At 71.0% G+C, this 17,219-nt stretch carries 16 protein-coding genes and 1 tRNA gene; 7 read left to right on the top strand and 10 right to left on the bottom strand.

The window, feature by feature from the left end:
* Positions 1–24 precede the first annotated feature (24 nt).
* Positions 25–1,038: a dTDP-glucose 4,6-dehydratase gene (rfbB, locus tag NUM_RS36780; protein WP_207129554.1), complete on the bottom strand. Its 1,014-nt coding sequence runs from the start codon at positions 1,036–1,038 to the stop codon at positions 25–27.
* A 314-nt stretch (positions 1,039–1,352) separates the two neighbouring features.
* Between rfbB and NUM_RS36775 the strand changes: the two genes are divergently transcribed.
* On the top strand, positions 1,353–2,567 hold the full coding sequence (locus tag NUM_RS36775; protein WP_207129553.1) for a helix-turn-helix domain-containing protein: 1,215 nt from the start codon (positions 1,353–1,355) through the stop codon (positions 2,565–2,567).
* A gap of 241 nt (positions 2,568–2,808) precedes the next feature.
* Here NUM_RS36775 and NUM_RS36770 read toward each other — a convergent pair whose 3' ends face one another.
* Positions 2,809–3,090: a hypothetical protein gene (locus tag NUM_RS36770; RefSeq protein ID WP_207129552.1), complete on the bottom strand. Its 282-nt coding sequence runs from the start codon at positions 3,088–3,090 to the stop codon at positions 2,809–2,811.
* A gap of 293 nt (positions 3,091–3,383) precedes the next feature.
* Here NUM_RS36770 and NUM_RS36765 point away from each other — a divergent pair, with 293 nt between their 5' ends.
* Complete coding sequence (locus tag NUM_RS36765; protein WP_207129551.1) at positions 3,384–4,298, top strand: hypothetical protein; 915 nt, start codon at positions 3,384–3,386, stop codon at positions 4,296–4,298.
* 1,636 nt (positions 4,299–5,934) lie between these two features.
* Here the strand turns inward: NUM_RS36765 and NUM_RS36760 are convergent.
* From NUM_RS36760 to NUM_RS36750, 3 genes are all read right to left on the bottom strand, one after another.
* Complete coding sequence (locus tag NUM_RS36760) at positions 5,935–6,969, bottom strand: ATP-dependent DNA ligase (RefSeq protein WP_207129550.1); 1,035 nt, start codon at positions 6,967–6,969, stop codon at positions 5,935–5,937.
* Between the two features lie 631 nt (positions 6,970–7,600).
* Positions 7,601–7,673: transfer RNA gene (locus tag NUM_RS36755), tRNA-Arg, on the bottom strand.
* A 66-nt stretch (positions 7,674–7,739) separates the two neighbouring features.
* Positions 7,740–8,474: a hypothetical protein gene (locus NUM_RS36750; RefSeq protein WP_207129549.1), complete on the bottom strand. Its 735-nt coding sequence runs from the start codon at positions 8,472–8,474 to the stop codon at positions 7,740–7,742.
* Positions 8,475–8,682: 208 nt separating this feature from the next.
* On the opposite strand from NUM_RS36750, the gene NUM_RS36745 reads away from it, so the two are divergent.
* A complete protein-coding gene (locus NUM_RS36745; RefSeq protein ID WP_207129548.1) occupies positions 8,683–8,973 on the top strand; it encodes a DUF1330 domain-containing protein in 291 nt (96 codons plus the stop codon).
* A gap of 353 nt (positions 8,974–9,326) precedes the next feature.
* Here the strand turns inward: NUM_RS36745 and NUM_RS36740 are convergent, their stop codons facing one another.
* Positions 9,327–9,878, bottom strand: coding sequence for an RNA 2'-phosphotransferase (locus NUM_RS36740; protein ID WP_207129547.1), 552 nt, complete (start codon positions 9,876–9,878; stop codon positions 9,327–9,329).
* An 80-nt stretch (positions 9,879–9,958) separates the two neighbouring features.
* On the opposite strand from NUM_RS36740, the gene NUM_RS36735 reads away from it, so the two are divergent.
* From NUM_RS36735 to NUM_RS36725, 3 genes are all read left to right on the top strand, one after another.
* Positions 9,959–10,900, top strand: a complete 942-nt coding sequence (locus NUM_RS36735; RefSeq protein ID WP_207129546.1) for an ADP-ribosylation family protein — start codon at positions 9,959–9,961, stop codon at positions 10,898–10,900.
* Between the two features lie 274 nt (positions 10,901–11,174).
* Positions 11,175–11,804, top strand: coding sequence for a nuclear transport factor 2 family protein (locus NUM_RS36730; protein WP_207129545.1), 630 nt, complete (start codon positions 11,175–11,177; stop codon positions 11,802–11,804).
* Positions 11,801–12,757 carry a sigma-70 family RNA polymerase sigma factor gene (locus NUM_RS36725; RefSeq protein WP_207129544.1) on the top strand — a complete coding sequence of 319 codons (957 nt, stop codon included), beginning with the start codon at positions 11,801–11,803 and terminating at the stop codon, positions 12,755–12,757. Before NUM_RS36730 ends, NUM_RS36725 begins: the two co-directional genes overlap by 4 nt.
* A 66-nt stretch (positions 12,758–12,823) precedes the next feature.
* Here the strand turns inward: NUM_RS36725 and NUM_RS36720 are convergent, their stop codons facing one another.
* Genes NUM_RS36720 through NUM_RS36705 form a run of 4 tightly spaced genes read right to left on the bottom strand, consistent with a single transcriptional unit; the run spans position 12,824 to position 16,374 of the window.
* On the bottom strand, positions 12,824–14,026 hold the full coding sequence (locus NUM_RS36720) for an ABC transporter permease (RefSeq protein WP_225919084.1): 1,203 nt from the start codon (positions 14,024–14,026) through the stop codon (positions 12,824–12,826).
* On the bottom strand, positions 14,019–14,789 hold the full coding sequence (locus tag NUM_RS36715; protein ID WP_207129611.1) for an ABC transporter ATP-binding protein: 771 nt from the start codon (positions 14,787–14,789) through the stop codon (positions 14,019–14,021). Before NUM_RS36715 ends, NUM_RS36720 begins: the two co-directional genes overlap by 8 nt.
* A 17-nt stretch (positions 14,790–14,806) precedes the next feature.
* Positions 14,807–15,835 (bottom strand): peptidoglycan-binding protein, encoded by a 1,029-nt coding sequence (locus tag NUM_RS36710; RefSeq protein ID WP_207129543.1) that lies wholly within the window; start codon positions 15,833–15,835, stop codon positions 14,807–14,809.
* Complete coding sequence (locus NUM_RS36705; RefSeq protein ID WP_030445523.1) at positions 15,835–16,374, bottom strand: hypothetical protein; 540 nt, start codon at positions 16,372–16,374, stop codon at positions 15,835–15,837. The genes NUM_RS36710 and NUM_RS36705 overlap by 1 nt, the downstream gene beginning before the upstream one ends.
* A 151-nt stretch (positions 16,375–16,525) precedes the next feature.
* On the opposite strand from NUM_RS36705, the gene NUM_RS36700 reads away from it, so the two are divergent.
* Entirely contained in the window at positions 16,526–17,212 is a 687-nt protein-coding gene (locus NUM_RS36700) for a response regulator transcription factor (protein WP_225919083.1), read from the top strand.
* Positions 17,213–17,219: the final 7 nt, after the last annotated feature.

Below are 17,219 nucleotides of genomic sequence, written 5' to 3'. Positions count from 1 at the left end.
CCGCGACTCAACCTGGCGGGCATGTCACTGCCCTGCCTGCGCGGCCAGCACAACCTCCGGCAGCGCCGCCGCCGGGTTGCGAAGCAGCGGCGCCCACCGGTCGGTGTTGCGCTGGTACCAGTCGATCGTTTCGCGCAGCCCGTCGGCGAACGGGCGCTGCGGCCGGTAGCCGAGCTCGCGGGCGGCCTTGGTCCAGTCCATCGAGTACCGCAGATCGTTGGCACGCCGATCTGACACGTAGTCGACCTGATCCCAGCCCGCCCCGCACAGCTCCAGCAGCGTCGCCGTCAGGTCCCGGTTGGTCAGATCTGTGCCACCGCCGATGTTGTAGATCTCGCCGGCAACCCCGTTGCGCCACACCAGCTCAATGCCACGGCAGTTGTCGTCGACATGCAGCCAGTTGCGCACATGCTCGCCACGCCCGTGCACCGTGACCGACTCGCCCTTGAGCAGACGGGTGACGAACCTCGGGATGATCTTCTCCGGGTGTTGGCCCGGTCCGTAGTTGTTGGATGAGCGAGTGACGCACACCGGAACGCCGTAGGTGTGGAAGTACGACAGGGCCACCAGGTCACTCGCGGCCTTCGACGCGGCATACGGCACACTGGGCCGCAGCGGGTCGCTCTCCCGGGCCGAGCTTGTCGGCAGTGACCCGTACACCTCGTCGGTCGAGACGTGCACGAACTTGCGAATCTGCGCTTGGCGCGCAGCGTCCAGCAGCGTGTGGGTGCCCAGCACGTTGGTCGACAAGAACGCCCCGGCGTGGAAGAACGAGCGATCCACGTGCGACTCGGCCGCCAAGTGCACCACGCTGGTGTGCCGTCCCATCAGCTCGCGCACCAGGCTGGTGTCCAGGATGTTGCCCTGCACGAACTGCAGTTCGGGGCGCAGCATCGCCTCGCCCAGATTCTCGATGTGCCCGGCGTAGGTCAACGCGTCGAGCACGGTGACCGCCCCGACATCGGCCTGGCGCAGCAACCGTTTCACCAGGTGCGATCCGATGAATCCGGCTCCGCCTGTGACCAGTACCTTCTCCATGATCAGATCCCCGTCCGGCGCTGGTGGAGGGCTGGGGACGCTCGGCGCCCGGCGTTCGCCGCCGGTGCGGCCGTTACGTGCCCCGATGACCCAATCAGCATCAGACAGAACAAACGAAGACGGAAGGCACAGAACAGCGCAGCCATGCAGCGGATGGCTGAGCAAGCACTCAGCCCGGTTACACCGGCCACGGACCAGGCAGGACGACTACCACGAAACGTGGTAGAGCAGCGCCGTAGAGGGCACGTGGAAGATGACGGGCGTAGCAGACACCAGTACCGTGAAAGGGAAGTCTCACCCGCAGGGAGTACCCGATGGCGTCCGAATCACCGATCGGCGACAACCTCGCCCGGCTCCGCCACGCCCGGGGCCTCACCCAAGAACAACTCGCCGCTGCCTCCAACGTCTCGGTCGGAGTGATCACCGGGCTCGAACAACACCGCAAGGCCGGCGCCCGGTGGGCCACCCTGCAACGACTGGCCAACGCCCTCGGAGTTGCTCTGCCCAGCCTGGTCACTCCTCCCGCCCTACTGGCCGAACCAGGCGACACGGCCGGCGGCAGCGACCTGGTGGAACTTCGTCGAGCGCTGACGGGCACCGATGATCTCCTGGGAGACACCCTGGTCGAGCCAGAAGAGACCACGCCCACCGAACAGATCGCAACAAGCGTCGACGCCGCCTGGAGCAGCTACCAACGTGGCGAGTTCACCACAGTGCTGCACCAGTTACCCACCCTGATCGGAGATGCGCGTCGCGCCGCGCACGCCGAAAACGATCCGGACCACGCGTGGCGACTGCTGTCGTACTGCTTCTCCGCCGCCGCGGGCATCGCCGTCATGCGCGGCCACTCCGACCTGGCACTCACCGCCGTCGAACGTGCCGCCGCGGCCGGAAGACGCGCAGCCTCTCCGCTGGCGGTGGCCGCCGGCGCGATCTTCGGCTCCTGGATCCTGCTCAAGCAGGGCCGCTACGACGACAGCGAAGCCCTCGCCGTCTCCGCCGCCGAACGCGCCGAGCCGTCGTTCACCCACGGCTCACGCGCCGAGATGGCCACCTTCGGCAACTTGATGATCAACGCGTCCTGCGCAGCAGTCCGAGCAGGGGCCACCGAACGCGCCGCCGATCACCTATCAGTCGCCCGCGCCGCCGCGTCGCGCCACGGCATCGACGGCATCGACCACTGGGCCGTGTTCGGGCCACGAGTCGTCGGTATGTACGCAGCATGCAACGCCGCGGAAGCCGGCGACCTGGACACCGCGATCACTGCCGCCGAGCGAGTACCCGACGCGATCGGCGGCCAACTGCCCCGCACCTGGGAAGCCCGATACCGGCTCAACGTCGCCTACGCCTGCTCCGAACTCGGACGCGGCGACCAAGCCGTCGCTCTACTGGCCCAAGCCCGCACGCTCGCCCCGGAATGGATACGGCTACACCCCTTGGGCCACACCGTGGTCCGCGACCAACTCACCCGATCGAACCGGCCGTCCGACCAACTTGCCGCCCTCGCCGCGCACCTCAACGTCGCGTAGCTCCCACGCGCCACGCCGGCGCGCAGTCGTCGAGCTGTCCTCGCCGACTGGCCACGCCGCAGGCGCATCTGCGGCATCCGATCGATAGGCAGGCGTTGTCGTGACCCGCCCAGTGTTGCCCGTCGAGTCGTCCGACGAGACGTTCACAGCATGGATGCGCAGCAATCTGGAGCAGGCAGCGGCCCGGTTCGGGCTGCAGCTGATCGGTGAGCGCCGGCGATCTGGCCCCCGCATCCGCCGATCACGGCCCCGATCGTGGCAGCGGGGTCACTTCCTCACGCACCTCGGGGCCCAACTCGCAGTCATCGATCACCCGACGCGCGTCGCTCGGGTCGACCTCGACCCAGTCGCCGCCCTGCTCGATGACCCACTGGACGGTGTCCAACGCCTCGTCGAGCGCCTCGTACACCAGATCACCACGACGGGCAGTGCGACCGGTCCAGTTCACCCGCCAACGCCCACCCTCGCCGGACAGCTCGTCGAGGTTGATGAACTCGGCCTCCCAGGGCCTGCCGCGCCGCATCCACCGCCGCCGTGGTGCTACCACGCGATCCCAGGGCACCCCGTCCGGCCACAACGTCCCCACCATTGACCTATACGAACACACGTTCGAAGTCCACGTCCAGCGCGTCACCCGCGAGCGCTACAGCACGCCCACGAGCCGAGCGAAGCTGTCGAAGACTCCCGGCTCCCCGCATCGTGCGACGCCTGCGGCCCCCACCAGCGGGACAACGCCGACAACGGCTCGTCGATGTGATCGACTCGTCCGGGCGGGCTAGGTTGACGAACTCGAACACACGTTCGATGATCTGAGTCATGGCTGACGTCGCTGAGCTGCGCAAACTCATCGACGACCGGCAGATCGAGCGTGGGATCATGGGCGGCCTGTCGGTGCCGGGGCCGCTGCGGTCGCTGCTTCCCGGCGGGCTGTCACGGCAGCGGGCGACAGCGATCACCGGCGGCATCGGGTCACTGTCGTTGGTGATGAGCCTCGCGGCGGCCGGTACCGACCACGGCGGATGGGTCGCCGTGGTCGGGATCCCGCACTGGGGTGTGGTCGCCGCGCAGCAGTTGGGGGTGGCGGCCGAGCGCACCGTGCTGGTACCCGATCCTGGCCCGCGGTGGGCGGCGGTTGTGTCGGCCCTGGCCGACGGGATGCGCATGGTGGTGACCCGGCCAACCGCGCCGCTGACGCAGCGGATACGCATGCGGCTGCAGACCCGCGTGAGGCAGGCCAACTGCGTGCTGCTGGTCCTGAAGGATCAATGGTCCGAGGCGGCGGTGCGGTTGTCGGCCACCAGGCCCCGCTGGCACGGCATCTATCCGAACGGCCGCGGCCGGCTGGCCCGCCGGGAACTGACCATCCACGCCGCACCCCGCTCGGGCCGGCCGGCGATCAAGACCGTGTGGCTACCTAACGGGCGCGGCCAGATCGCCGAGATCGCACCCACGCAGCTGGTCCAGTCTTGGTGGTCAGGCCGCTGGGGCCGCTGGAACCAGATCCGCCTCAAACTCGAAGACGCCGGGCCCGACGGCTGGGTAACCGACCAGCAAGGACCCGACGGCCTCGACCGCCGGATCTACCACCGGCATGGCGCCCAGGCGCTCAGCCAGGTGCAGGAGGTCATCGACGAATTCGACTATCTCCCTTGGCGCGACAGCACCAGCCTGAGCCAACGACCAGCACACCGAGCACCCTCCGCCGCTGCTACCGCGCCAGTTCGGCCGTAGCGGACAGGACCTCCTACCGCTGTCATAGGCGAGCCGGCCTCGTGGTGCGCCGACATACCGGCGTCGGCAGCTCATTCGGTTGTGTCCCAACGGTGCTGCAGCCAATGCCAGGGCGAGAGGCCCAGCCGAGCTATCGACGGACCGCGGTATTGGGGCTCGCGCTCAGGCCGTGGTGCAGGTCAGCTCGTGAAGGGGTGCGATGACGTGACGATCGACAGCTCCAGGAGCACATCGCCCTCTACAAGCTGTGTGCGCGTCTCCGATCGGTACGCAGACTGGACAGCATCGCCCGCAGCTTGCCGTCTGCCACTCGGCGACCGCCTTAGCATCTCAACGTCCGTGAGGTCGTGCTCCACCTGCATCCGGCCCAGCGCCACCGCAACCTCAGCCTGGGCCAGGTGGATGCGCGGCGGCATCAACCCGGATCGTCACGCCACCACGGTACGGGCCGCCGGCCGCAGGTACCCGCCGCGCCAGTACGGTGTCGGTCGAAGCCGAACGATCGCCAATTCATCGAACACGTGTTCGGTTTCAGCCTATCGCGTTCGGTTCTTGAACCCCATTCACGCGACTCGGCGCTCGTTTTACAGTACGAGCCGGCCCGATTGTGGGGCTGATCTGTATTGACGGCACCGACATTCACTCGGCGGCCCGGAGGAGGCTACTCTTAGGGGTGAGCGGGGGCCGTCGAGCAGCACGCGGCCTACGCCTCGTCGTGAGGTTACAAAACGGCCCGGGACTCGCCACTGCCAAGTAGAAGTCCCGGGCCACCTCGTCCCCTCCCGGCGCCTGTGCGTGCTGCGCTGTTCGAAGGACTATCCCTATGCTAACGCGGGGAAACTTGATACACGAGACCAGTAGGGTTACCAGGTATAAAACCTGCGCCGGAAACCCTGGTGCGCAGCGATGAAATACCTACCGGAAATCCTAAACGTGAATTTTAACGTTTGGGTGTTTGCAACGTCGACCGTGGTCGCACTGTCGTCCGTCTATCTAATCGCCAGGAAATCTAGTGAGGTAGTTCGGGTTTTTCGTGCGCTCGCGAAACTACGAAACTACAAACCCTGTAATCCTCCGCGAAACCCGCGCCGACGGAAGCTGATCAAGCGCGCCGCTCCATCTGTCCGACCGCCTCAGCGGCGGAAGCGGCGGGGATCGTCAGCTCGGCGATGTCGCCGCCGGCGTCAGTGAACACGACAAGCCACGGCTCCCGCGGCCGGGTCGGGTACGCGACGTGCCTGGCCCGGGCCCCGCCCGCCAGCGCCGCGACGGCGGTACTCCGCGATGCCGTCCGGGATCTTCCAGCCGGGCGACAGCGTACCGCGGCGCGCCGCTCCTCATCGGCGTCCACCCGATGACCATCTGCCGGGCCGGTGCAGCGACGCGGTGGCATCCGGCTACTGCCCGCCGCAAAGCGGGATGTCGACCTCGCACTCCTCGGTGGCGCAGCTGAGCCGGACGGTACGGACCTGCCGCACCGGCGATCGTCCATCCGGAACTGCGGGTGGCAGACCCGTGGCCGCCCGCACTTCTCGCACGTCGGGCGCTCCAGCCGCCACCACGTGTCGTCGGGGTGCTCGGCGGTGGCCACGAGCACCGCAGAACCTGCGGGTCGGAGTTCGTTCTCGGCATGCGATCAGTCTGCGATATCCCAGCGGTGGGGCGGAGTCGACCACGGCGACAGGTCTGCTCGAACTCGTTGGTACCGCGGCGGATGTCGCCAGCGCCCCAGTTCGAATGCCGTGTCAGCCGACACCTCCACCACGAGGTCTGGCTCGACTTGCTTGTAAGGCAACGCATCCCGCTGTCCGAAGCGGGTCAGGCGCCCGGCTGGAAGTGGCTGCGGCCACGGATGAGTAGGGCGTTGGCGACCGATGCCGGGAGGTTGAAGCAGTGGAGCGATCTCGGCGGCTTGACCGTCGGACAGGCGGGTCGTCTGGCCGACCACGCGCAGTCGGTTCTCGGCATCGAAACGGCCCAGCAGCAAGGTTTCCGGTCGGGCACGGCTGCCAGTGATCCCGCCGACCACGGCCTCGGCGGAGTGTCGCAGCCTCCACTTGGTCCACCGATTAGGGCTACGGGTACGAGCCCGGCCGCCCCGATAGCGGCTGGCGGCCGGTTTGATGACGAGTCCTTCTGCCCCCAACGGTTGCATCTCGGCCGCCATGGCCTGTGCTTCGGCGAGATCGTCGGTCTGCGGGCACAGCAGCAACCTATCCGGCGATGTGGCCAGCAACTGTTCCAGCGCTTCCCTACGCTCGACCAGCGGCCGGTCACGCCAGTCGCGGGCAGCGATGATCAGGGCGTCGAACACGATGAGGTAGGCCGGGAACCGGGCCGCGTGAAGCTGTAGGCCACGGCCTGCGACCAGCCGCCGCTGCAACCCAGCGAAGTCCGTGTAGCCACGAGGATTCCAGGCCACCGCCTCGGCATCCAAGACGGTGCGTGCGGGAAGCTGCGTGATCGCCCGACGCAGGTCCGGCAGATAGGCGTCGAGGCGTTTACCGTTGCGGGATCTCAGTTGTGGCCGCCGCTCCTCGGTGCAGACCACGGCCGTGCGCCAGCCGTCCATCTTCGGTTCGAACCGATTACCGCCGGCCGGGTTCGACATCGGTAGCTCGGCGACCGGCGCGGCGAGCATCAGTTCGATCGGCGGGTGACCCCACGGCACATCGTGATCATCGGCCCGGCCGCCGCAGCCACAGGCCAAGAACCCGCCTGCGTACCCGCCCGGGCGACAACTTCACCGGCGTCGACATCCGGCGAACAAGCCCGCAGCCCTAACCTAGCCCTGTCTCGCTCCGGGGCCTATCGGCCCGTTTCAGGGTCCGGTGGGCATGTCGCGGGTTCCGCGATCGAGCATCTGAACCGGTCGGCCACCCAGTACCTATACGGAGTCGATGACCAGGCGTCGCCGAGGTCGGCGTGCGCCGACATCGTGGGCGTCAGGCTAGGCAAGGGCGGTCATGCTGGCTCGGCGGACTGGTAGCCGGAGCTGAGACCCCCTCCGAAGTGAGGGGCCTTGTGTCGTGGCTACCGGTTCGGGTGGTGGGCCGCCATGACGGTCGGGCTACGACCTCGACCTCGCACAACCCAGGCATCTCCCCGCGGCAGTTACATAACGTAGTCTCTTCTCGGTACGGAGAGGGATCCCACATTGTGGAATTTGATCTTGGGTTCGACCTGCCTCGGGCACCGCTCGGGCACGACTCGGGCACTGTGTCGATGATCATCGAACATGAGAAGAGTTCGCAAAAAAGTAACGTCCCTGGTCAGGACCTTTTCAAGGGTGGAAAAAAGGGTGCGCCCGGAGGGATTCGAACCCCCAACCTTCTGATCCGTAGTCAGATGCTCTATCCGTTGAGCTACGGGCGCAGTTGGTGAAACCGGCGGTAACTCTAACACGGCCGGTTCCGGCTCCTCCGGGCGGTACGGCGGGGCTCAGGCGGACCACCGTTCGAGCAGCGGGTCGGGGGTGCGGCGGCGGCGCACGGCACGGACGACGAGCAGGGCGGCGCCGGCGAGGACGAGCAGCGCCAGGGCGATGCCCGCGTACAGCCAGGGGCGGCGGTCGGGGGCGGTGTGGCCGGTGACGGTGACGATGCGGCCGTGGCCCGGTACCGAGGTGATCTGCTGCAGGGTGACGATCCAGTCGTCGCCGTGGAGGGTCGCGTTGTGCTGCCGGAAGTCGTCCAGGCTGCGGTACTCGCCGCCGTCGCGGTCGACCAGCTCGGTGCCGCCGTGCCGGCGCTTGGGCACGTACACGGTGCCGAGGTCGAGGCTGCCGTCGTGGTGCTCGATCAGGATCCGCCGGGTGTACACGGTGCCGTCGCGGCCGGCGAAGCGCTCGGCGCGCCGCTGGGCGTCGGCGGTCGGGCAGGCGCCCGCGTAGGTCCGGTACCGCTCCTCTTCGCGCTGCTGCTCCAGGTAGTCGGCGTCGATGCACTCGTACACGCTGAACATGCTGGCCACGATGGCCTCGGGGCCGCCCTCGGCGGCGAACTGGGCGAGCCGGTCGGCGCTGGTGGCTCCCGCGTACAGGTCGTGCCGCACGTGGGTGGACCGGAAGTACCGGGACATCAGCTCGCCGGTGGTCGGCCGGTGCTGCTGGGCGCCGCAGCCGGCGAGCGCCGCGAGCAGGACGACGACCGTACCGAGCCGGCCCACGCGTGTCATCGGATCGCCTTCCGTCCCGGGATCGTCACCGGTACCGAGCATCGGGCCGGCCGGGCGGGACCGGTCCCGACGACGGGTACCTGCGTGTTTCGGACAGTTCGCCGACCGGCGACGATCATGACGGCTAGCGTGGCCTCTGTCTCATTGCTGCCAGTACGGGCGGTCCCCCGACGGCGTTTGCGGGGCGGCCCGGGACAGGAGTCGAACCATGGCTGGGTACGTGATCGCGCAGCTTCGCCCGCCGGACCCGCTGCCGCCGGAGGTCGGGCGGTACCTGGAGCTCGTGCAGGCCACCCTCGATCCGTTCGGCGGCACCTTCCTGGTGCACGGCGGCGCGCTGGAGGTACGGGAGGGCAGCTGGCCGGGCGATGCGGTGGTGATCCGGTTCCCGGACGTCGAGCACGCCCGCGGCTGGTACGAGTCGCCGGAGTACGTGCGGATCCGGCCGCTGCGCACCGATCACATCGACTGCGACGTCGTCATCGTCGAAGGCGACTGACGCCAGGGGCCCGCGCCGACCACGACGGACCGACGACCCGGCACCGGCACCGGCCCGTGGGTGCGCGGCGTTCGGCGGTTCCGGGCCGGGCATGAAACCGCCCCGCCGGCGGGAGCCGAGCGGGGCGGTTTCGAGTTCGAGCACCGGGGGGATGGTGTCGACCACGTCATGGTGCCGGCACGCACCGTGTACGCGGAACCCCCGCGTCGCCATTCTTCAGATAGTGCGTGGTCCGACACCTCTCGTAATCTATCCGCCCGGTCGCGACGACTACGGCGGATCGCCTGATTCGGGCCAACCATCCGATTCCGGTTGCCGGCCAACGGCCCACCGTGCCGCCGGTCGGACCGGCGTCAGGCCAACGGTTCGAGCTGTTCGGGCGGGATCGCGTCGGCCAGCCAGACCCGGTCGTTGCCGCGGTAGAAGACGACCCCGGTGGCGGCCGCCGCGGCCGCATCGACCGCCAGCAGCACCGGCCGGCCGCTCTTGCGCTGCCCGACCGAGCGCGCCGTCTCGACGTCGACCGACAGGTGCACGTACTGCCGGCCCATCGGGCGCAGGCCCTGCGTGCGGATGATCGGCACGGTGTCCGGCGCCGTACCGTGGAACAGCCGCGGTGGCGGCGTGCCCGGGGTCAGGTGGATCCGGCCGGCCAGCGAATGCCCGTACCGGGCGCGAATCCGGTCACCGTCGAGCTCGAAGCGTTGCTTGCTGGCCGAGGCCATCATCCGCCGCACCGCGTCGCGGTCGACCGCCGCCCAGTCGCCGCCGCGTTCCCGCAGCGCGTGCAGCAGCTGGTCGACCGGTGTCCAGCCTTCCCGGTCGAGCTCCAGCTCGTACAGCCAGGGCTCGTGCCGCAGCGCGTGCGACACCGCCCGGCTCAACGTCACGTCGTCGACCACCATGCCGCCGATGGTAACGATGCCAGAGTCGTTGCGCGACAAGGTAATCACCGGCGCTGGCCCGGGTGGCCTACGATGCGGCGGTGGACGACGAGGCGCGGCGGTCGCGGACGTTGGCGGAGATCCGGTCCCGGTTCCCGGCGGTCGAGGAGCGGGTGCAGCGGGCGTACGGGCTGCGAGTGCCGCGGCATCTCGCGGTGTTCGCCGCGCTCTGGCACAGCGCCGACGACGCCGAGCGGGCGGGCCTGAACCAGCTCGGCGTCGCCCCGTTCGGCCTCACCGAGTACCTCGCGCCGGACGGGCTGTCGCTGGTCGGCGCCGACGGGCTGGACGAGCGGCTGCACGGCCGGTACCGGTGCGATCCGGCCGAGTTCGTCACCGTGCTCAGCGGCGACTCGGACGGCCTGCACTTCGGACTGTGGTACGACGATCCGGCGCAGCTGCCCGCGTTCGTGGTGTTCAACTGGGCCCGGGACTCGGCGGAGACGTGGACGAACGGCGCGGCCACGCTGCTCGTCCAGCTCCGGCACCGGATCGACGCGGTGGCCGCCGACTACGGCACCGACGGTCCGGAGGCCCGGCAACTCCGGCCGCTGTCGGCGGCGCTGGACTGGTTCGCCGCGGCCGACCGGGAGGCGGTGGCCGCGGACGGACTGCCCACCTGGGCACGGTCGCCGCGGCAGGCGACCGCGGTGTCGTTGTTCCCTTCGCTGCCACCGGATTCCGGCGATCCGCGGCTGGCGCGTTCGGAGCAGCGGCTGCGGATCTTCCGGGCCGGCGGGCCGGACGCGGACGGCCTGATCGCCGACGCGGAACGCGAGCTCGCCGCCGGGCAGCCGGCGTACGCCCTCGCGGTGGGTGGCGAGCTGCACTGGCTCGACGCGGACGAGTACCGCGAGCGCGGTCTCGCCCTGCTCGTCGGCGCGTACCGGGCGCTCGGCCGCGACGCGCTCGCCGGCATCGCCGAGACGCACGCCGCGCACCGCGACCTGCGTACCGTCAGCGTCCTGACCCGCCCGCACTGACCCACCCGCACCGGCCGGCCCGCACACATCCGACCGCGCCGACCGACCGCGCTCGCCCGGCCGCCCCGGGCCACACCGCACACACCTCCGGCCGCGCCGACCAGGTCGCGCGCCTCCGACCTCGCTCACCGGACAGCACTGACTCGCCGGCGCTGGCCCGCGGGCCCGGTACGGCGAGGCGGTGAGCGGGAACCGGATCGTCCGGGGCGGCGATGAGTTTCGGTGGCGCGACGGATCTGTACCGGTGACGGGTACGGAGGCGAGGGAGCGCGCGATGGGCGAGACGGTTGTGGTGCGGTACCGGACACACGAGGACGCGGCGGCCGAGAACCGGCGGCTGATCGAGGCGGTGTTCGCGCAGCTGCGGCGGGAGCGGCCGGCGGGGCTGGGCTACACCGCGATGCAGGTGGACGGCACGGAGTTCGTGCACCTGGCGACGACCACCGGCGATCCGGTGTTGCCGGATGTCGAGGCGTTCGGGCGGTTCCAGCGCGATCTGGGTGCCCGGTTGGCGGACGGGCCGACCCGGCGGACAGCGACGGTACTCGGCGAGTACCGGCCGGTCGGCGCGGCGGTGCCGGTCGCGGTGGCGTTCGTCGAGGCGTTCGGCAAGCGTGACCTCGCGACGGTGACCGCGCTGCTGCACGACGAGGTGGTCTTCGAGAGCCCGCGTACCCGCGTGACCGGTGCGGCGGCGGTCGCGGCGGCGATCGGCGAGTTCGCCGAGGTGGTGACCGGGATCGACGTGGTGGCCGCGTTCGGCGACGACGAGAGCGCGGTGGTCTGCCACGACATGCACACCGGCCCGTTCGGCACCCTGCGCACCGTCGACCACGTCACGGTACGGGGCGGTCGGGTCGCCGCCGACACGGTGGTGTTCGACACCGCACAGGTCGGCCGGTGACCGCGTTCGAGGACGCGGCGGAGCGGTACCGGCGGGAACTGTTCGCCTACTGCTACCGGATGCTCGGCTCGCCGCACGACGCCGACGACGCGGTGCAGGAGACCTACCTGCGGGCCTGGCGCGCGTTCGACGCGTTCCAGGGCCGCTCGTCGGTACGCACCTGGCTGTACCGGATCGCCACCCGCGCCTGCCTGCGCGCGATCGAGGGCCGCGCGCGTCGTGCACTGCCGTCCGGGCTGGGCGCACCGGCCACCGACCCGGCCGGCCCGATCGACCCGCGGGACGCCGAGATCGGTTGGGTGGAGCCGGTTTCCGCGACCGAGCTGGATCCGGCGGCGATCACCGAGGCGCGGCACAGCATCCGGCTCGCGTTCGTCGCCGCACTGCAGCGCCTGCCGGCCCGGCAACGCGCCGTACTGATCCTGCGGGACGTGCTGGTGTTCCACGCCGACGAGGTCGCCGATCTGTTGGACAGCACCGTCCCGGCGGTCAACAGCGCGCTGCAGCGGGCCCGCGCCCAGCTGGCCCGTACCGCACCCGACGGGTACGACCTGGCCGAGCCGGCCGATCCGGCGCGCCGCACCCTGCTCGACCGGTACGCGGCGGCGTTCGAGAACGCCGACATCGACGAGCTGGTACGGGTTCTCGCCGCCGACGCGGTGCTGGAGATGCCGCCGATCCCGACCTGGTTCCGCGGCCGGGACCACGTGGCGGAGTTCCTGCGCCGGCGGCTGACCCGGCCCGGCCGGCGGTTGCTGCCGACCATGGCGAACGGCCAGCCGGCGTTCGGGCTGTACGTGCGGGGCCACGGCGGCGTGGCCCGCGCGCACACCCTGCAACTGCTCACGCTCGGCCCGGACGGGGTCGCCCGGATCGACATGATCCACGACCCGTCGCTGTTCCCCCGGTTCGGCCTCCCGCACCTTGCCAGCACGGCTGGGCCGGCCGGCTGATGGCCACCGCCGGCCGGCGAACGACCTGGCGTGCCGTCCGGCCGCGGACACCGGACGGCACGTCGCTCAGGGCATCGACAGGGCAGCGGCGGGCGCCAGCCGGCTGGCGCGGACCGCCGGGTAGAGGCCGGCGAGTGCGCCGATCAGCACGGTGGCCGCGATGCCCCCGACCGACGCCCAGACAGGTACCACCACCGGCCACCCTCGGCTCGTCGCGTAACCGGCCGTACCGAGGATGCCGATGACCGCGCCGCCGGCGCCGCCGAGCCCGGACAGCAGCAGCGACTCGGTGAGGAACTGCAGCCTGATCTGGCCACGGGTGGCGCCGAGCGCGCGGCGTAGCCCGACCTCGGCGCGCCGCTCCAGCACCGAGATGATCATCGTGTTGGCCACTCCGACGCCGCCGACCAGCAGCGCGACCGCGCCGAGGCCGAGCAGCATGGCGGTGAGGGTGGCGTCGGTGGCCTGCTTGGCGCGCAACGCATCCGACGGCCGGGAAACCGAGACGGTACCGGGTCGCTGCGGGTTGGCGGTGTTGGCGAGCACCGCGCGTACGGCCGGGATCTGCTCCTCCACCGCGCGCACGTAGACGCGGGTCGGATGGTCGTCGAAGTGCAGGTACGTGCGTGCCGCGGACCAGCCGACCAGCGCGGCGCTGTCCAGCTCCGGCGCGAGCGCCACCGGTTGCAGCACGCCGGCCACGACGAACCAGCGATCGCCCAGCCACACCCGTACGCCAGGGCCGGGCAGGCCGAGCCGGCGGGCCGCGACGGAGCCGAGGACGACGGCCGGGTAGCGCGCCGTGGCCGCGTTGAACCAGGAGCCGGCGGCGAGGTGGGCGGAGACCGTGCCGGGCAGCGCGGCGTTCGCCGCGAGCACGTCGATGCCGCCGGTCTGGCCGGGTGGTACCCGGTCGTTGCGGTAGACGTGCGCGGTCAGCTCCCCGGTCGCGGACACCGCGGTCACCGGGCCGATCCGCCGGATCATCCGGGTGGACTCGACCGGCAGCTGAGCCGGTTCGCCCGTCTGCGTCTGTGCCGGGACCACGGTCAGCAGGTTGGTACCGAGCCGGGCCAGCTGCTGGTCGAGCTGCGCGCGGCTGGACGTGGAGATGCCGGCCACGGCGATCATCGCCCCGATGCCGATGGCCACCCCGAGGGCGGACAGGATCACCCGCAGCGGCCGCGTCCGCAGACCGGCACCGCCCAACCGGATCGCGTCGGTGACGGACAGGCGGGCCGGCCGCGGCGCTCCGGACCGGTCACCCACGACGCCCACCCCAGTCCGCTGCCTGCGCCGGGCCCGGATCCGGTTCCGCCGCCCGCACCGGGCCCCGAGCCGGCTCCGATGTCCGTGCACGATGCCCGTCCTGTTCGGTGTCGGCGACGACACGGCCATCCCGGACCGCGATCTGGCGCGGCGGCAGGGCCGCGATCCTCCGGTCGTGGGTGATGATGACGACCGTGGTACCGGTCGCGTGCAGGTCGGTGAGCAGCGCCAGCACGGTCTCGCCGGCGGCCGAGTCCAGGTTGCCGGTCGGTTCGTCGGCCAGCAGCAGCGGTGGCGAGCCGAGCAACGCCCGCGCGATCGCGACCCGTTGCCGTTCGCCGCCGGACAGTTCGTTCGGCCGGTGGTCGAGCCGGTGCCCGAGACCGACCCGCTCCAGTGCCTCCCGCGCCGCCTGCAGCCGGCGCCGCCGCGGTACCCCGGCGTACAGCAGGCCGTCGGCGACGTTCTCGTCGGCCGGGACCCCGGCGGCGAGGTGGAACTGCTGGAACACGAAGCCGATCGTGCCGGCCCGCAGCGCCGAACGGGACCGGTCCGGCAGCGCGGCGATGTCGTGTCCGGCGATCCGTACCGTGCCGGAGGTCGGTTCGTCGAGCGTGCCGAGCAGTTGCAGCAGCGTCGACTTGCCCGACCCGGACGGTCCGACGATCGCCACGAACTCGCCGGCGCGGATCGTCAGATCGACGCCGGCCAGCGCCGTCACCGGGCCCGGGTAGGTCTTCGTCACCCCGGTGATCCGCACCAGTTCGACGCCCGGCGCGGTCACCGCGGCACCCGTACCGTGGTGCCGGCGTGGATCCCGGTGCCGGAGATCTCGATCAGCCCGTCGGCGACCATGCCGGTGTGCACGGCGACGAGCCGGCTGTGCCCGGCCACGACCGTCTCCACGCCGTAGCCGCCCTCGGCGAGGGCGAGCAGCGCGTCGACCGGTACCGCGAGCACGCCGCGGTGGCGCTGCGCCACGTGCCGCACGACCACCTTCGCCGCGTTGGTGAGCCGCTGGTCCTCGGCCACCCGTACCGTCACGCGCACCACCGGCTCGTTGTCGCTGACGCCGAGGTTCGCCGAGGCCACCGTGCCCGCGACGACCCCGCCGTCGGGCAGCGTCACGGTGACCGACGCCCCGTGTTTCGCCCAGTCCGCGTCGTCCTCACCGAACGAGGCGGTGACGACCTTGGTACTGCCGCCGACGGAGACCACGTCGGCCGGGCTCGCGGCGCCGGGGCGCACCAGGCGCCGCGCCACGCGTACCGCGTGGGGTTGGATCACGACGTCGGCCGCGGCCACGGTGCCGGTCTCGGGTACGCCCAGATCGTGCTGCCAGCGCTTGACCGCCGCCGCGGTCAACGGCGAGTACGTGTCGTCGACGGTGAAGTCGCCGTACCCGAGCGCGGCGAGGTTCTGCTCGAACTGGCGCACGTCGTTGCCGACCGTGCGGTCCTTCAGCTCCCGGTACATCGGCAGGGTCCCATAGAGCAGGACCACCGGACGGTCGTCGACCCGGACGAGCTGCTCGCCGCGGGAGACGGTCTTACCGGTGGCCGGCAGCCAGGTGACCGTGCCGGCCGCCTTGCACGTCACCGGGGCGCTGGCGCCGTAGCCGACCTCGCCGTCCGCCGAGACGTACCGGACGAGGTCGCGGCGCACCACCGTGGCCGTGCCGGTCGACTTCGGGCTGGTGCCGGTCGCCGCGGGGTGCCGGCCGCCCAGCCCGACCGCCGCCGCGCCCGCCACGACCAGCACCGCGACCGCTCCGGCCGCGATCGCGGCGGTACGGATGCGACGACGCATCAGCCTTTGGCCTTGCCGGTGGGTTCGGGTTGGAGGCCCAGGATGGACGCGCATGCCTTGGTGGCGCGCCGCAGGCCGGCGCCGTCCTGGTTGCCCTCGGGGTCCGGGAAGTAGCCGTCGGCGCCCGGATCCGGATAGTCCGGCGCGCCGTGCGAGCGCATGCACCTCGCGTACTGCCGCCGCTTGGCGATCTCCTGCGGCGACAGGGTGGGCCGGTCCTCCAGGTCGGGCGGGAGCGGCGGTACCTTGTCCTTGCACGCCTCCTGCGCGGCCCGGAAGGCAGGGTCCGCCTTCAGCTTCGCCTTGTCGCCGGTGAACTCGACGTTCCCCTTCGAATCCGGATCCGACACCTGTACGTGGTGCTTGCGCAGGCATTTCACCCACTCCCGGACCCCGTCCACGTACGCGGTGCGCTCGTCGCTCTTGCTCGCCGCGGACGGTTTCCCGCCGGCCGACGCCACCTGGGGACCGGTGCTTCCGCCGCAGCCGCTCAACGCCAACGTCGCGACGGCCGCGACCCAGATCAGGTGCTTGCGCACGGCATCTCCTCGACTCGGGTACGCAACGCCGGCGACGCTAGGAGCACACCGATGAAGAACCGTTGAAGATCCCGTTCGGTACCGGTGCCGCCGTCCGCGTCCCCTGCCCGTACGGCCGGGCCGCCCGTACTGTGTCGCCGGGAGGTGCGGTGTGGCGGCTCGGGTGCTGGTGGCGGAGGACGATCCGAAGCAGGCGAACCTGCTGCGGATCTACCTGGAGCGGGAGGGGCACGCGGTCGCCGTGGTCGGCGACGGCCGGGCGGCGCTGGAACGCGCCCGGGCGCAGGCTCCGGATCTGGTGGTGCTCGACGTCCTGATGCCGATCGTGGACGGGCTCGACGTGTGCCGGATCCTGCGCGCCGAGTCGGACCTGCCGATCCTGCTGGTGACCGCCCGCAGCACCGAGAACGACCTGCTGCTCGGCCTCGACCTCGGCGCCGACGACTACCTGACCAAGCCGTACAGCCCGCGCGAGCTGGTTGCCCGGGTACGAGCCCTGCTGCGTCGGGCCGGCCGCGGTGCGGCGGACGACGACGTGCTGGTCGTCGACGACCTGACGATCGACGCCGGCCGCTTCGAGGTACGGGTCGCCGGCCGCCCGGTGTCGTTGACCGGCAAGGAGTTCGCAATCCTGCGGGCGCTCGCGGCCGAGCCGGGACGGGTGCTGACGCGGGCGCAGATCATCGACCGGGTCTTCGGCTTCGACCAGCACGTGCTGGCCCGTACGGTGGACGCGCACGTGATGAACCTGCGCCGCAAGATCGAACCGGATCCGGCCGCGCCCAGGTACGTGCAGACCGTGTACGGCCGGGGCTACCGGCTGCGGGAGCCACGGTGAGCCGGCC

This window comes from Actinocatenispora comari (assembly GCF_017312725.1).
GTDB lineage: Bacteria > Actinomycetota > Actinomycetes > Mycobacteriales > Micromonosporaceae > Actinocatenispora > Actinocatenispora comari.
Note: the sequence above shows the minus strand (reverse complement) of the source record. Positions and strands in the feature narration are given on the sequence as shown.

Bases quoted from the DNA above. Each gene is read 5' to 3' on its own strand.
- rfbB (WP_207129554.1), bottom strand. From the start codon at position 1,038: ATGGAGAAGGTACTGGTCACAGGCGGAGCCGGATTCATCGGATCGCAC.
- NUM_RS36775 (WP_207129553.1), top strand. From the start codon at position 1,353: ATGGCGTCCGAATCACCGATCGGCGACAACCTCGCCCGGCTCCGCCAC.
- NUM_RS36770 (WP_207129552.1), bottom strand. From the start codon at position 3,090: ATGCGGCGCGGCAGGCCCTGGGAGGCCGAGTTCATCAACCTCGACGAG.
- NUM_RS36765 (WP_207129551.1), top strand. From the start codon at position 3,384: ATGGCTGACGTCGCTGAGCTGCGCAAACTCATCGACGACCGGCAGATC.
- NUM_RS36750 (WP_207129549.1), bottom strand. From the start codon at position 8,474: ATGACACGCGTGGGCCGGCTCGGTACGGTCGTCGTCCTGCTCGCGGCG.
- NUM_RS36745 (WP_207129548.1), top strand. From the start codon at position 8,683: ATGGCTGGGTACGTGATCGCGCAGCTTCGCCCGCCGGACCCGCTGCCG.
- NUM_RS36740 (WP_207129547.1), bottom strand. From the start codon at position 9,878: ATGGTGGTCGACGACGTGACGTTGAGCCGGGCGGTGTCGCACGCGCTG.
- NUM_RS36730 (WP_207129545.1), top strand. From the start codon at position 11,175: ATGGGCGAGACGGTTGTGGTGCGGTACCGGACACACGAGGACGCGGCG.
- NUM_RS36710 (WP_207129543.1), bottom strand. From the start codon at position 15,835: ATGCGTCGTCGCATCCGTACCGCCGCGATCGCGGCCGGAGCGGTCGCG.